Genomic DNA, 14,889 nt, shown 5'->3' on the forward strand with positions numbered 1-14,889 from the left:
ATAGGTATCGAGTATGGAATTAAGACACCTGCGCTACTTCGTCGCGGTCGCGGAAGAACGCAACTTCACGCGCGCCGCCGAGCGCCTGCACATCGCCCAGCCGCCGCTGAGCCGGCAGATCCAGCAGCTGGAGGAAGACCTGGGCGTGACCCTGATCGAAAAAGGGGTGAGGCCGCTGCGCCTGACGGAAGCCGGCGCCTTTTTCCTGGCGCATGCGAAGCCGCTGCTCGACCAGGTGCGCGACCTGCGCACGATGACGCAGCGCGTGGGCAAGCTGGAACGGACGCTGTCGGTCGGCTTCGTCGCATCGACCTTGTACGGCCTGCTGCCGGACATCATTCGACGCTACCGCGAGAACCACCCGGAGGTGGAGGTGACCCTGCACGAGATGACGACGGTGGAGCAGCTCAAGGCATTGAAGGAAGGGCGCATCGACGTGGGCTTCGGGCGCCTGAAGAGCGAGGACACGAGCATCCGCCGCATCCTGCTGCGCGAGGAGCCGATGGTGGTGGCGCTGTTCCCCGGCCACCGCCTCGCGGAGAAAGAGGGCAAGCTGCGCCTGACGGACCTGATCCACGAGGCGCTGCTCGTGTATCCGAAGGCGCCGCGGCCCAGCTTTGCCGACCAGGTGCTGGCCGCCTTCCGCGAAGCGAACCTGACGCCGGACCACGTGACGGAAGTGCGCGAACTGCAGATCGCGATGGGCCTCGTGGCGGCCGGGCAGGGTATCGCGGTCGTGCCGGAGAGCGTGCAGGGCATGCATCACCGGAACGTCGTGTACCGGCGCATCGAAGACAAGCACGCGGTGTCGCCGATCTTCTTCAGCGTGCGCCACATGGACCGCGCGCCCGAGCTGGAAAACATGCTGGCCGCCGTGTATTCGATCTACGACGATCTAAGCATCCCGCACGTCAGGGAAGCCTTGTGAAAGACAGGAACAAGGCGACCCTGATCGGGCTGACGGCCGTGCTGCTGTGGAGCGCCATCGTGGGCCTGATCCGCCAGGTCAGCGTCCACCTCGGCCCCACGGGCGGGGCCGCGCTGATGTACAGCGTGGCGTCGGTATTCCTGCTGCTGTCGGTGGGCCATGCGCGGCTGCCGCGCCGTTACCTGGCCTGGGGCAGCCTGCTGTTCGTGACCTATGAGCTGTGCCTGTCGCTGTCGATCGGCTATGCGGACACGGCGCGCCAGGCCATCGAGGTCGGGATGGTCAACTACCTGTGGCCCACGTTCACGATCGTGGCAAGCATCCTGTTCAACCGGCAGAAGACGAATGTCCTGATCGTGCCGGGGTTCGCGTTGTCCATCGTCGGCATCTGCTGGGTGCTGGGCGGCGCGCAAGGCGTCGACCTGCCCGGCATGCTGCGCAACGTGCGCGCCAACCCGCTCAGCTATGGGCTGGCGTTCGCCGGGGCCGTGATCTGGGCCGCGTACTGCACGGTGACGGCGCGCATCGCGGAAGGGAAGAACGGCGTCACGCTGTTCTTCATCCTCGTGGCCGCGACGTTGTGGGGCAAGTACCTGCTGGAGGGCGGCGGCCCCATGGATTTCAGTCTCGAGGCCGTCGTCTACCTGCTGCTGGCCGCGGGCGCCATGGGCTTCGGCTACGGCGCGTGGAACGTCGGCATCCTGCACGGGAACGTGACGGTCCTGGCCGGCGCGTCGTACTTCATCCCCGTGCTGTCCGCGGCGCTCTCGGCACTCATGCTGCGCGCGCCACTGTCGCTCGCGTTCTGGCAGGGCGCGGCCATGGTGTGCGGCGGCGCCATCCTGTGCTGGCTCGCCACGCGCACCAATCGTACACGCTGATATCACGCGTTGCGGGTATGATGCTCATCGGTAACGTATCGTTGCCGAAGTCCGAAAGCATCCATGAAGTCCAGCCAGAAAATCGCCACCGCGCTCGTGCTCTGTGCCGCGGCCCTCGTTCCCCGTTTCTCCTTCGCCCAGTCCATCCCCGCGGCCATCCATGCGCAGGCGCTCCAGCTCACCTTGCCGTCCGGTCCCTACGACGAACGCGGCTGGCTCGACCGGTTCTACGCGCCGCGCAAGTACGCGCCCGCGTGGAATCCGCAGACCGCCGCCGCCGCGCTGTGGGTGCTGCGCCAGGCCCCCGTGCAGGGCCTCGATCCGCGGGATTACGGCGCCGACGACCTGCAGCAGCAGCTGCGATCCGGCCGTGCCGATCCGGCCTGGTTCGACGTCGCGCTGACGACGGCGATGCTGCACTACCTGGCCGATCTGCGCGTGGGGCGCGTACGCTCCGAGTACCACACCGGCAAGTCGGACGCGCGCCTCAAGCGCTATGATCCGGTCGAGCGGCTGCGCACGGGACTCGCGGCCGGCAAGCTGCGCGACGCGGTGCAGGCGGCCGAGCCGCAGCTGCCGCTGTACGCGCAGGTCAAGGCGGCGCTGGCGCATTACCGCGAGCTGGCGCAGCAGCCGTATCCTGCGCTGCCGGTGCCTCAGGCGAAGGTCAAGCCGGGAGGGGCGTACGCGGATACGCAGGCGCTGTTCGAGCGCCTCGTGCTGCTGGGCGACCTGCCGGCCGATGCGGCGCCGCCGGCCGAGGGCATCTACGGCGACAAGCTGGAAGAGGGCGTGCGCCACTTCCAGGCCCGCCATGGGCTGGAGGAAGACGGTGTGCTGGGCCGCGGCACGGTCAATGCGCTCAACGTGCCGCCCGTGCAGCGCGTGCGCCAGCTCGAACTGACGCTGGAGCGTTTGCGCTGGCTGCCGGATTTCGGTCCCGGCCCGCTGATCGTCGTCGACCTGCCGGCCTACCGGCTGTGGGCGCTGCAGAACGGCAGCACGGAGGCGCCGCTGGAGATGCGCGTCGTCGTCGGCTCCGCCGTCAAGACGGAAACGCCGCTGTTCGTCGGGCAGATGCGCTACCTCGAATTCAACCCGTACTGGAATGTCCCGCGCAGCATCCTGGAAAAAGAGATCCTGCCGAAGCTCGCGCGCAATCGGGCGTACCTGAAGCAGCATGACATGGAGACGGTGCCGCCCGACGCGAGCGTGGCGGACCTGAAGGCAGGGCGGGCGCGCGTGCGCCAGCGCCCGGGGGCGAAGAATTCGCTGGGACCGATCAAGTTCGCGATGCCGAACCCGATGGACATCTATCTGCACTCGACATCGGCGCGCGAACTGTTCGAACGCAGCCGGCGCGACCTGTCGCACGGCTGCATCCGCGTCGAGCATCCGGCCGCGCTGGCGCAGTACGTGCTCGGCGGGCAGCGCCAGTGGACGGCGGATGCGATCCAGGAAGCGCTGCAGCCGGGGCCGACGAAGCACGTCGACCTGGCTCGTTCGATTCCCGTGGTGCTGTTCTACGCGACCGCCATCGTCGACAGCGAGGGCGGTGCGCGCTTCGCCGCGGACATCTACGGCCGCGACGTCAAGCTGGAACAGGAACTGGCGGCACGCCGCCAGTCCTCGAACATCAGCGCGCCGACGTCAGCGCCGCGTCACCCCAGGTAACCGGCAGCTGCTCGTTGACGCCGCCCGTGCTCTTCGCCACGAGTTCGATCAGCTTGACGCCGCCGACGTCCACGCTCAGCGCCTGCGCCGGCTGGCCCCAGCGCAGCGCACGGCTCTTCGCCAGCAGCTTGCCGTCGCCGTAGACCAGGAACGTCACGCCGTTCTTGCGGTCCTGCGCGGAATCGTCGACGCCGACCTTCGTCTCCAGGCGGCGGTAATCGTGGTTGCGCACTTCCAGGCGCGAATTGGCCAGGATGCCGATGCCGGCGTCGTAGCGCTTGCCCCCGATCTGCAGCCACTGGCCGTACGGCGTGCTGTCCGCGCGCGCGCCGCCGAAGCCGGCGTACATCGGGCGTTCGCCGCCGCCCTTGGTGCCGCTCCAGCCGAACGACGAGCGGAACACGGTCGGATCGGCCGTGGGCTTGGTCACGCCGTCGACGGCCGGATTCACGCTGCCCGGCTGCTCCGACAGGTACAGGCCGTCCGCCAGCGCGCGTGCGCCCTGGACGCGGAAGATGCGCGTCTCGCGCGGCGCCACTTTCACTTTGGTCTCGTTCGTGAACGAAGAAGCTTCCTTCGACCACAGGTCGGTCAGCGTGATCTTGCCGTCCTTGCGCAGCTTGAGGTGCTCGGCCGTCAGGTCGGCGTCGATGGCCGCGAGGCCGCGGTTGAAGATGGCGACGGCCTTGTCGCCCGACGCGAGCGTCTTGACGAGGATTTGCACGTCGTCGGCGTCGTAGGCGAGGACCGCCTGGTTGCCGGCCGGGTCCTGGTTCAGCGCGATGATGTCGGCGTTGCCGAAGATGTCCATCAGCGCCTGCGGCGTCGTGCGCAGGTCGGCGCCCGTCATCAGCGGCGAATTCAGCATGGCCCACAGCGCGAAGTGCGATTTCGCTTCGGTCAGGTGGTTCGCGTCGAAATCGCCGGCGCCGATGTACAGCATGTCGGGATCGTTCCAGCTGCCCGGATGGCCGTACAGTTCGCGCCGCGCGGCGCTGTCGTAATTACTGAGCAGGCGCGGCCAGTTCGGGCGGATGTCGTCGCTCGTGCGCGAGAGGTTGCCGAAGTTCTTGCCCCAGGCGCGCACGTCGGCCGAGCCCCACACGCACAGCGACAGCAGGTAGTCGCCGTCCGGATTGCTGCGCTTCAGCGCCTCGTTGATCTGCGTGAATTCCGCCTGCACGGCCGGGATGTCCGAGCGGGCGACCGATTCCAGGTCCAGCACGGGCTTCAGCGCGCGGTAGTTGCCCGTCTTGACTTTCGGGCTGTCCGCGCCGTACGCGCGCAGGCCGCAGCCGTCGACCTTGATGAAGTCGAAGCCCCAGTCGCGGAAGAACAGGCCGATGTCCTGGTCGATGTGGCCGTACAGGCCCACTTCGCGTTCGAGCACGCTGCCCTTGGGCAGGTTCGGGTCGTCGCCGCCGTACGCCTGCGAGCACGTATTGCGGCCCAGGTCCGAGTAGATGCCGGCCTTCAGGCCCATCGCGTGGATCTTGTCGGTGAACGGACGGAACCCACCGTTGGCGGTGGACGGGAACCGGTCCGGGCGTACGATCAGGCGGCCGTCCGGCTGGTTGCGGCGCAGCGCCCAGCCGTCGTCGATGTTGACGTAGCGGTAGCCCTTGGCGGCCAGGCCGCTGTCCACGAGGCGCTGGGCCGCGCCCAGGACCTTCGCCTCGTCGATGTCGGTGCCGAACGCGTTCCAGCTGCTCCAGCCCATCGGCGGCGTGGCCGCATGGCCGGCGGTGTAGGCGCTCCAGCGCGCGGTCGGCGCGAGCGGGTCGGTGGCGGCATGAGACAAGGCTGCGGCGAACAACAGGGGAATCAGGGCGAGGCGAGGCTTTTGCATCGGGATTTCCAGTGTGAGATGTGGACGTAATAGCAGATTATGCAAAGCGCAGGAGCGTTCGACAATTATTAAATGTGTCATCCGGTATATCAATTTCGGCAGGGTTAGGGCATATGTTAAAGTGACATCATTATTCCGGGTGTCCCATGAATCTGTTCGAACATCTGGCCTTGCTGGCCGTCCTCGTGCTGGCCGCCGGCTTCCTGTCCCTGAGCGAAATCGCGCTGGCGGGCGCACGCAAGATCAAGCTGAAACTGCTGGCCGAGGCGGGCGACGAGCGCGCGCACAAGGTGATCGCGCTGCAGGCGCAGTCGGCCGACTTCTTCGCCGCGTCGCAGATCGGCCTGAATGCGATCGCCATCCTGGGCGGTATCCTCGGGGAGGGCGCGCTGCGGCCGTTTTTCCTGGAATGGCTGACGCTCTTCTACGACGGGCCGGGCCGCGACAATGTCGCGTTCGCGCTGTCGTTCGTGTTCGTCACGACGCTGTTCGTGCTGTTCGCCGACCTGATGCCCAAGCGCCTCGCGATGATCGCGCCGGAGAGCACGGCGATGGCCGTCGTGCGGCCGGTCATGGTCGTCATCCGCGTATTCAAGCCGCTGTCCTGGGCGCTGAACAAGGTGGCGAACATGCTGTTCCGCGTATTCGGCGTCGACACGACGCGCGAGGACCGCATCACCTTCGACGAAATCTCGGCCGTCGTGGAAGCGGGCGCGCAGGCCGGCGTGCTGCAGAAGCAGGAGCAGCACTTCATCGAGAACGTGTTCGAGCTGGAATCGCGCGCGGTCACGTCGACGATGACGACGCGGGAGAACGTCGTGTTCTTCACGCTGACCGAATCCGAGGACAGCATCCGCCAGAAGATCGCCACGCACGCGCTGTCGAAATTCCCGGTGTGCGACGGCGTGATCGACCGCGTGATCGGCTACGTGGACACGCGCGACATCCTCGTGCAGCTGCTGAACCGGCAGTCCCGTTTTCAGCTGAACGAATCGAGCATCCGCACGGTGCTGATCATTCCCGATTCGCTGACGCTGTCCGAACTGCTCGACCGCTTCCGCGCCACCAAGGAGACGTTCGCCGTCGTGATCAACGAGTACGCGCTCGTCGTCGGCGTCGTCACGCTCAGCGACATCATGGTGACCGTCATGGGCAAATGGGGCGCGCCGCTGGAGGCCGACCAGCAGGCCTTGCAACGCGAGGACGGTTCCTGGCTGATCGACGGCAGCACGCCGGTGGCGGACATGAAGCGCGTGCTCGAACTGGACGCGCTGCCCGAGGAGGAGCACTACGAGACGGCGGCCGGCTTCATGATGTACATGCTGCGCAAGGTGCCCAAGCCGACCGACAGCGTCGAATACGAAGGCATGCGCTTCGAAGTGCTCGACGTGGACCACTATCGCATCGACCAGCTGCTCGTGAAGCGGATCGGCGCGCGCGGCGCACCGTCCGCCACGCAGGCCGATACGGTGGCGGACTAGTCCAGCACCAGGATGCCCTGCAGCGACGAGATCCGCTGCGGGGCCGACCACGTGCCGGCCAGCCGGCGCTGCGCGTCGAACTCCAGCAACTGCCGTCCCTTGTGCCCGTTGTCCGGACCGTGTCCCTGCCAGTTCGCGACGAGCAGGTGGCCGTTGTCCAGCTGCTGGAAGCTCGCGTAGAAGAACGGCGCCACCTCCGCGGGCAGGTCGGCCGCGGCGCCGCAGCGCTGCCGCACGTTCCCGGCCGCGTCGAACAGCACCATCACGGCGCCATAGCCGCCCGACACGAGGGTGGTGCCGTCCGCGTTCCGTTCGGCCTTCCACGCATGCTCGAACTCCGGCACCGCGAAGCGGCGGCGTTCCGTCAGGTCCGGCGCCGTTTCGAGGATGTGGTCGTTGGTGCACAGCAGGTACGTGCCGTCTTGCGTCGGGCGCATCAGGCGGACGTAGTCGCCGTCGCGGCGCGCGCTGGCGACGACGTCCCGGTCGCGGTCCAGCGTCAGCACGTTGACGCCACCCGTGCCGTCCAGGTTCCAGCCCGTCACGAGCGTGTGGCCGTCGGGCCGGCGGTGCACGGCCGTGACGTCGGTCCAGCGCGCGCACGCGTGCAGGACGCGGCCCGATTCGATGTCCAGCTCGAAGAAACCGCGGTCGAAGCCGACCAGCGCGCGGGCCGCGTCGATCCGCTGCAGGTCGCGCGCGAGCGGGTAGGGGGACAGGTCCAGGGTCCAGTGGAAGGTGTCGGTGGCCGTGTCGACGAGCGACAGTTGTTGGCGGCCTTCGTCGATGGCGAGCAGGCGGTGGGAGATCGTTGTTGTCATGGTGGTGGTCTTCAGGGTTGAGTGATCAGGAAATGGCGTTCGACGGGTGCGGCGCTGCGCAGCCGGGGCTCGGTAGCGCGCCCCCATTGCCAGGCGACGACCGTCACGTCGATCGGAAAGCGTGCGCGGCGGGGCAGCGCGGTGAACGTGAGCACGCCGTCGTCGCTCACTTCGGCCGGGCCTTCGCGGACATAGTAATGGACGGGGGCGCCCGCGCTGGACGTCGCGTCGAGGCGGATGGGCGCCAGCGGCCCGTCCGCGCGCTGGTCGGGAATCGCAGGAAACCTCAGCGTCTGCTCCCGGCCCTCCGTGTTCGTCAACGGGAATCTGAGTTCAGCCTGCTGGACCGTCCGCTTGGAGTTGCCGTCTCCGGGCCAGGTCAGGGCGAACCAGACGTCGTTCGACCGCTTGGCGTTCGTCATGCCCATCCGGTAGAAGCGGATGGCGAAGGTGTCGGGTCCCGTTTGCACCACCGGACCGCAGATCCGGTCGATGCGCAGGCCGCCGGGATCGTTCGGCACGTCGCCGCGGAAGGCGCCCGCCAGCCTGAAATGCAGGTCGTCGTCGAATGGTTCGAAGGTTAGGTGGATCATCGCGTGGTCGGGACTGGGCGGCACGATACCGTCACGCTGCCGGTAGCCGATCGCCAGCGGGCGCCGGTGGCGGAAGCGCGCCTGCAGGGTCTCGATGGCCGCGGCCATCTCGCCGTCGAACGCCCAGTAAGCGTCGGCTCGCGCGCCCCGGTAGGCCGCCACGGGCGCTGCCGGCGCAGCGGGCGCCGTGTCGAGCTGCCAGCCTTCGTACAGCCAGCCCGTGCGGCGCGGATCGACGGGGATGAGCGGCGTGCTGCCGTCCGGCGCCGCCGGACCTCCCAGCCGGTAGTGCGCGGCCTTGCGCAGGAAAAGGGCCATCAGGGCCACGCGCTCGCCGGAGGCGTCGAAGTGGCCGCCGCCCGGTTCGATCACGTGGGTAAGGACGGTTTGCGGATGCCGCTGCAGCGAATCGCCCTCGAGGCCCGCGTACCAGCCGTCGCGCATATTGCCCTGTACCTCGTACTCGCCCTTGACGACGAGGCCCGGCACGCCGTCGACGGTGCGGTCGCCCCAGTCGGGGGGCTCGGCATTGCCCTTGCCCGTATCCTTGAAATACGGCCACATGCCGCTGGTCGAGATGACCGCCAGCACCCGCTGCGGGTCCCATGCCGCCATGTCCCAGCCGAAGGACGCCATCGCCGAATGGCCGAGCGGCACCAGCGGGGCGCGCGCCAGCCCGGTGTAGCCGGAGCGCTCGGCCAGCGCCGCCATCAACCGGTCCAGCATGGCGCCGGCGCCGCGGTCAAAGCGGAAGTGGTTCGAGCCCATCGCGGGCGTTACCCACACCTCGCCGAAGCACAGCGCTGCCATCTCGCGCCGGAACACGGGATGTTCCAGGATCGGTTCTTCCTGCATGTTGTGCTGGCCGATGACGACGGCCCGGATCCGGTCGCAGCCGGGCGGCACCCACAGGAAGGCGCGCGGGTGGGCGTTCGTCTCGCTCGACACGACGGTATCGACGGTCACGGACCACTGGTACTCGGCGGCGTTCGCGATCAGCGGTGCGAGCGCCACGGTCAACAGCGACATCAACCAGCGCGCGTTCATCGGAGGATCGCCGCGGTCATGGCGGGCAGGGCGTAGTCGAGGACGGATCTGCCGTCGACCTGGCGGCGCCGGGCCGCGATGCGCGTGGCGCGGCCGTCCACCGTGATCGCAAGCTGCGCGGGCCAGTCCGCGGCCGGCACCTGCAGCCGCACGGGCCGGTCCGCGCTGAACCGCCAGCGGCCGTCCTGTTGCCACAGGGCCGCCGCCGCGCCCGCCGGCGCGGACAGCGCGTAGCCGGACGATGCGATCTCGCGCCCCTGGCCGAGGAACAGGTATTGCAGGCGCCCGTCGCGCTCCGCCGCGATCCCGTAGCGGCCGCGCAGGCGCTGGCCGTCGCGCTCGAACACCGCATCCTCGGCGTCGCCGGAGAAGATCGTCTGGCGCGCACCGTCCGTGGTGCGCACGCGCAGCGCGAGCGCGCGGCCATCGCCGACCTGCTCGACGCCGACGACGTGCGCGGGGCCGCCGTCGCCCGGTTCGAACACGGCGGTGAAGGGACGCAGCCATGCTTCGCCGGCCTGGCGGATGACGAGGGTCGGCAGCGGGGCCTGTTCGACTTCGCGCGGCAGCATGCCCGCCGACCACGCGGTGGAGGGCGGCGCCAGCAAGGAAAAGAACTCGCGCCCCGCGCCGCCCTGCAGCCAGGCCGTCATCGTGCGTTGCTGGCCGGACAACTGCAGGTCGAACCGTGCCCGCAGCGGGGCGCGGCTGGTGAGCGATGCGCGGTCGCGCCAGTAGTCGTAGCCGATCAGGTCCCCGTCGGCGAAGCTGAGGCGCTGCGACGGTGTCGTCGCCAGCAGCTGGCCGGCGGGGTCCAGAAAGCGCAGCGACTGGCCGAGGTTGTGGTAGAGGTAATCGTGGTAGCGGTCCTTGCCGTCGCGCCGGCGCGAGCGGAAGATGTCGACGAAGTAGCCGTGCGTACCGTCCACGCGGACGATGCCCAGCACGCGCTGCTGCTCCGCGTCCGTCTCGGGTTCGCGGAAGGCCACGGCACCGAACGTCGCCCGCGGGAACGCGGCGGCGGCCGGACTGCCGGGCGCCGGATACGCGGCCAGCAGCGTGAACGGGTGATTGCTTTTCATCGACGGGTAGGCCGACACGCCATCGACCACCACCGTGTTATGCGCGGGGAACTGCGAGTAATATTCCAGGTGGTCGTTCTGCAGATAGCCGGACCCCCGTCCGGATTCCGGCGCGAGGCTGAGGCCCTGCGCATACAGCTCCATCGCGATGCCGTTCGCGTGCGCGTGGTTGCCGCTGGAGCCGGCGACGGAAATCGCCATCGCGTCCGGACCTGCATGACCGTTGCGCTGCACCAGCCAGCTCGCGTTCGGCGCGTAGAACGTGGGCGTCTGGTAAGCGGCGACGCTGGCGGGAGCTGCCGCCGGGGCCTTCGATGCTTCCAGCAGCCCGCGCACGGGATCCGTGCCGCCGCCTTCGTCCGCGCCGCGCAGCGTGGCCAGCAGCGTAGCGTACGCCGCCGCGTCTTCGGCCTTGCCGTGGCGCCGCGCGTGGGCGAGCAGGCGCGCGATCATGCCCGTGCGCGGCGTTTCGTAGCGCGAGTCGCCGAAGCCGACGGTACGCCCGTTCGGAAGCAGGTACTGGGGCAGGGCGCGCGCCGCGCGCGGCAGCGCGGGCAGGTCGGGCAGCACGTCGATGCCGAAGACCTCGTCCAGCAGCTCGACGCATTCCATGAAGTCGTTCGCCACGTTCATCGAGTAGCCCGGCGATTCGTTCCAGATGCCAGTCGCGCGATCGTCGCCGATATTGTAGCCGTGGTCGTGCAGGCGCCGCAGCGTCCACTGGCGCGCCGCGCCTTCCTTGAGCACCTTGCGCACGTAGGCGTCGCCTTCCTGAGTCGGCAAGACGGCGGCGATGTGCAGGATGAAGCGGGCCTCGATCAGGTTCCAGTTATTCCACGGCACGCCGTTCCTGACGATCAGGTCGGCCCACTGGCGGAAGGCGCGGTCGAACAGCGGGCGCCGGTCGGCGGGCACGTAGCTGTGCATGAAATCGTAGGCTTCCGTCAGCGGCACCACGATGTCTTCGTGGATCGTTTCGAAGGACTGCAGCCCGAGCAGCGTCTGGTCGTGGCCGTGGTTCAGGTCGACCGGTTCCTCGCGCCAGGTCATGCCCGCCATGTAGGTCGAGAAGATGTCGTAAGCGAAGCGCGCATACGCGTCGTCGCCCGTGGCCCAGTACAGGAACGCGGCGTCGCGCGCGAGATTCGCGATGCGCAGGTTGATCGCTTCGACGATGCGCCCGCTCTTCGCCTGGCTCACCCATTCCCAGGGCTGGCCGGATGCGTTGCGGTTCTGCAGCCACAGCAGGTCGCGCTCGCCCATGTACGGCTTGACGTCTTCGAGCTTCGGCGTGAAGTAAGCAGACGCGGCGTCGCGCGTGCCCGTGAAGCGCACCGTGGGGACGGGCGCGCTGCCTTCCGCATGGTCGTAGACCCCGTTCTTCACGAAGACCTTCGTGCTGTGCGACTGCCAGTACATCTGCAGGCGCGAGACGATCCAGGCCGGGTCGGTGCGGTGCCGGTCGACGTACGGGTGCATGCGCGCGACGAGCGCGGCGTAGCGGCGGGCCGCGTCCGCATCGCGCGCGAGCAGCGCCTGCAGGTCGGCGCGGCCGCGCGCCGCATCCACGAGCAGGCGCGGATGGCCTGTCCGCGGCTGCGGCGGTTGCGATCCTGGCGCGGCCGCGCACGTCCCGACGAGGAGCAGCGCCGCGAGGGCGCAGTGTCGGAACGCTTGCATCAGAAGTCGTACCGCGCGGTCAGCCAGAACGAGCGCGGCGAGTTCAGCGCCACCCAGCCGCCGGCGTTCGGCAACTGCTGGTAAATGTCGTTCTTCGTCACGCCGGTCACCGTCGGGAGCATCGTGTCGTAGCCGCTGATGTACTTGTTGTTCAGGGCATTGCGCACGTCGAGCGAGAGACGGAGGTTCTTGAACCCGGCATACAGCACCGACAAATCGACGTTGCGCTGTTCCGGCAGGTAGATGTTGTTGACCGGATTGTTGTCCAGCTTGCGGCGCGACATGTAGCGGTGGCGCACGTTGAACTGGAAGTCGTTCCACTCGTACGAGAACGTGTTCGACACCACCCACTTCGGCGTGCGCGCCATGATGCCGGCCACCGTCGTCAGCACGTCATCGTCCGGCCCGGGGCTGCCGGCCGAGAAGCTGCCCACCGCCAGCGCGCGCGCCTGCGAGAACAGGCCTGAGCTCGTCCAGCTGAACTTCGGCGTCACGCGCCATTTCAGCCATCCCTCGGCGCCCTTGGTCAGGTAGTGGTCGAGATATTCGACGACGTAGGTGGAACCGTCGACGTTGGGCGGCGTCTGCTGCTGCCACAGCAGCAGCTCGGTGCGGAACAGCGTCAGCTGGCCGCTGATCGAGCCGCGGCCGAACACCCACGCCAGTTCGTCCTGCTTCAGGTCGGCCTGCGGATAAAGCGGCTTGTTGTCGGCGTTGAACTGTGTCGCATAGCGGGTCAGGATGCCGCTGATGTTGTTGCCAGCCATGCTGTGGCGGTAATACACCTTGTCGGACGGCGTCACGTTGTAGCCGACGGACGCGGTCCAGTTCTTCAGGAAGACGCGCTTGGTCGCCTCGATCGGCGCGGCGCGCACATAGTTCTGGTTGTCGTACCAGGTATACGGATTGCCGTCCAGGCCACCGTAGCCCAGCGAGTTCGCGCCCGTCGCCTGCGGCGCCGTCACGTAGGGGATGGTGTGGGTCTTCGCGAGCGTCAGCGTGCCCTTGTAGCTGCCGTTCAGGTCCCATTTGCCGGGCGACCAGGAGGCGCCCAGCAGCGGCGAGATGTCGCGTTCGCGGTCGCGGTAGCGGTAGGCGGTGAAACCGTCGACGTTGCCGCCGCCCAGGCGCCCCCAGCCTGCCGGATCCGTCAACTGGTACGTGCCGTTCTGCGTCACGTAGCGCACGCCCAGGTTGGTCACCTGGCCGTCCGCGAAGGCCGACAGCCCGCGGCCGTTGTAGTACGTGTCCATGCCCTGGTCGGCCTGCACGGCGAACATGCCCGCCTGTATGCGGTAGTTGTCGCCCGCGTAGGTCGTCATGAAGTCGAGCATGATGTCCTTCGACGTGCGCGTGCCCAGGTTCGAGTTCGTGATGTAGACGACGTCCTGGTTGGAGACGCTGGTCGCCGACGGCACCATGATGCCGTTCACGAGGCCGCCACCGAGGTCGAAGTTCGCGTTCGGCAGGTTCGTGGACAGCACGCATTGCGCCGGGCTCGCGATCGAGCCGGCGGGGCAGGCGGCACCCGTTCGGTAGTTGATGCCGTTCGACGCGCCCACGTTGTTGGCGATGCGCGCGCGCAGGGCGCCCGTGTTCAGGTCATACACCTCGTAGGTGCCCGGTACGCGGTTCAGGCTCGCCGCCACGTTCGGGGCCAGGCCCTGGTTGACGGTGAACGCATCCTGGAACGTGCTCGCGTTCCACAGCGAGGTGGGGCCGGCGTTGTAGAACGCCTGCTGCAGATAGGCCTGGCTGTTCTGCACCTTGACGGCCGAGTTGAAGGTCCAGCGGCCGCCCGTGTCGTGTTCCCATTTCAGCCACAGGGCGTCCTGCTTGTAGTTCGCGCCCTTCTCGGGATCGTGATAGCGCGTGGAGCCCGGGCCGTCGACGACGTCGGTCGGCACGACGTGCTGGCCACCCCGGAAGAACATGTTCGGCGAGCTGCCGAAGCCGGGCGCCATCACGGGATTCAGCACGCCGTGCACGGGCAGGGTGAACTGGCCGTTCCACGAGTTCGTGTCGTCCAGGTGCTTGGCCGTGAGGCTGACGGTGCCGCCGCCGCCGGACGCGGTGTTGTAGGTCTTCTGCACGCGCAGCTTGACCTGGCCGCCCAGGTTGAGCGGATGGCCCGGATCGACTTTCCCCGTCGACGTCCGGTAGAAACCGGAGGCTTCCGCGCGCAGGTCACCGGCCTGGTTCTTCCAGCCGTACAGCGCGCCCACCTCCTTCCAGGACAAATGCGGGTTCTCGCCTTCGAAGCCGAGGCGGGTCTGCACAGAGGCGCCGGGACGGATAGCCCCCGGCATGAAGTTGAAGACGCCGCCGGCCGACGAGGCGACGGACGTGCCGGTGGAGCCGCCCCGGATCGATTCCACGCGGGAGACACTCATGTCGGCGCGGAAGAAGTCGCTGTCCTGGAAGTTGTTGTACTTGACGGGGACGACGGGCAGGCCGTCTTCCAGGATCGACGTCCAGAAGTTGCCGCTCGTCGGGCTGCCCGTGCCCACGCTCATGCCGCGCGTGAACGACTCGTTGCGCGCGACGCCCTCGTTGCTCTCGACGACCACGCCGGGCATGTCGCGCAGGTAGTCGTCCGCGCTCATGGGCGTGAACTTGCCCAGGTCCTTCGCGTCCAGCACGGAATACGACACGTTGGCGCGCTTCGCTTCGGTCGCGCCCACCGTGCCCGTGACGATCACGGTCTGGGTGGGACTCGCTTCCTGTTGTTTGTCCTGCGCCAGCGCCAGGCTGGCGCTCAGGAGACCCGCGCCGGCCAGCGCGGCGACGGCGGGGGTAGGCCTGAACGCGGCAAGGCGCCAGGCATGCTTGGATGTCTTCCTCATGTTTTCC

Annotated in this window: 9 protein-coding genes; 4 read left to right on the forward strand and 5 right to left on the reverse strand. The window is 68.2% G+C overall.

The window, feature by feature from the left end; translation table 11 throughout:
* Nucleotides 1-13 precede the first annotated feature (13 nt).
* From ACEN9H_RS09090 to ACEN9H_RS09100, 3 genes are all read left to right on the forward strand, one after another.
* Nucleotides 14-928, forward strand: a complete 915-nt coding sequence (locus ACEN9H_RS09090; protein ID WP_413674494.1) for a LysR family transcriptional regulator — start codon at nt 14-16, stop codon at nt 926-928.
* Nucleotides 925-1,809 (forward strand): aromatic amino acid DMT transporter YddG, encoded by an 885-nt coding sequence (gene yddG, locus ACEN9H_RS09095; RefSeq protein WP_371763319.1) that lies wholly within the window; start codon nt 925-927, stop codon nt 1,807-1,809. Before ACEN9H_RS09090 ends, yddG begins: the two co-directional genes overlap by 4 nt.
* Before the next feature lie 63 nt (nt 1,810-1,872).
* Complete coding sequence (locus ACEN9H_RS09100) at nt 1,873-3,483, forward strand: L,D-transpeptidase family protein (RefSeq protein ID WP_413674495.1); 1,611 nt, start codon at nt 1,873-1,875, stop codon at nt 3,481-3,483.
* Here the strand turns inward: ACEN9H_RS09100 and ACEN9H_RS09105 are convergent.
* Nucleotides 3,446-5,332: an NPCBM/NEW2 domain-containing protein gene (locus tag ACEN9H_RS09105; protein WP_413674496.1), complete on the reverse strand. Its 1,887-nt coding sequence runs from the start codon at nt 5,330-5,332 to the stop codon at nt 3,446-3,448. The two genes, ACEN9H_RS09100 and ACEN9H_RS09105, sit on opposite strands and share 38 nt — an antisense overlap.
* Nucleotides 5,333-5,478: 146 nt before the next feature.
* Between ACEN9H_RS09105 and ACEN9H_RS09110 the strand changes: the two genes are divergently transcribed.
* Complete coding sequence (locus ACEN9H_RS09110; protein WP_413674497.1) at nt 5,479-6,813, forward strand: hemolysin family protein; 1,335 nt, start codon at nt 5,479-5,481, stop codon at nt 6,811-6,813.
* On the opposite strand, the gene ACEN9H_RS09115 is transcribed toward ACEN9H_RS09110, so the two are convergent.
* The 4 genes from ACEN9H_RS09115 to ACEN9H_RS09130 are packed head-to-tail and all read right to left on the reverse strand — an operon-like array spanning nt 6,810 to nt 14,882.
* The gene (locus ACEN9H_RS09115; RefSeq protein ID WP_413674498.1) at nt 6,810-7,634 is read right to left on the reverse strand and encodes a hypothetical protein; all 825 of its coding nucleotides are present in this window, start codon (nt 7,632-7,634) and stop codon (nt 6,810-6,812) included. The two genes, ACEN9H_RS09110 and ACEN9H_RS09115, sit on opposite strands and share 4 nt — an antisense overlap.
* A gap of 11 nt (nt 7,635-7,645) precedes the next feature.
* Nucleotides 7,646-9,274: a hypothetical protein gene (locus tag ACEN9H_RS09120; RefSeq protein ID WP_413674499.1), complete on the reverse strand. Its 1,629-nt coding sequence runs from the start codon at nt 9,272-9,274 to the stop codon at nt 7,646-7,648.
* Nucleotides 9,271-12,036: a heparinase II/III family protein gene (locus ACEN9H_RS09125; protein WP_413674500.1), complete on the reverse strand. Its 2,766-nt coding sequence runs from the start codon at nt 12,034-12,036 to the stop codon at nt 9,271-9,273. The genes ACEN9H_RS09120 and ACEN9H_RS09125 overlap by 4 nt, the downstream gene beginning before the upstream one ends.
* Nucleotides 12,036-14,882, reverse strand: a complete 2,847-nt coding sequence (locus tag ACEN9H_RS09130) for a TonB-dependent receptor plug domain-containing protein (RefSeq protein WP_413674501.1) — start codon at nt 14,880-14,882, stop codon at nt 12,036-12,038. The genes ACEN9H_RS09125 and ACEN9H_RS09130 overlap by 1 nt, the downstream gene beginning before the upstream one ends.
* Nucleotides 14,883-14,889: the final 7 nt, after the last annotated feature.

The sequence above is a fragment of the Massilia cellulosiltytica genome (genome assembly GCF_047325105.1).
In the GTDB taxonomy this organism is placed as follows: domain Bacteria; phylum Pseudomonadota; class Gammaproteobacteria; order Burkholderiales; family Burkholderiaceae_D; genus Telluria; species Telluria orientalis.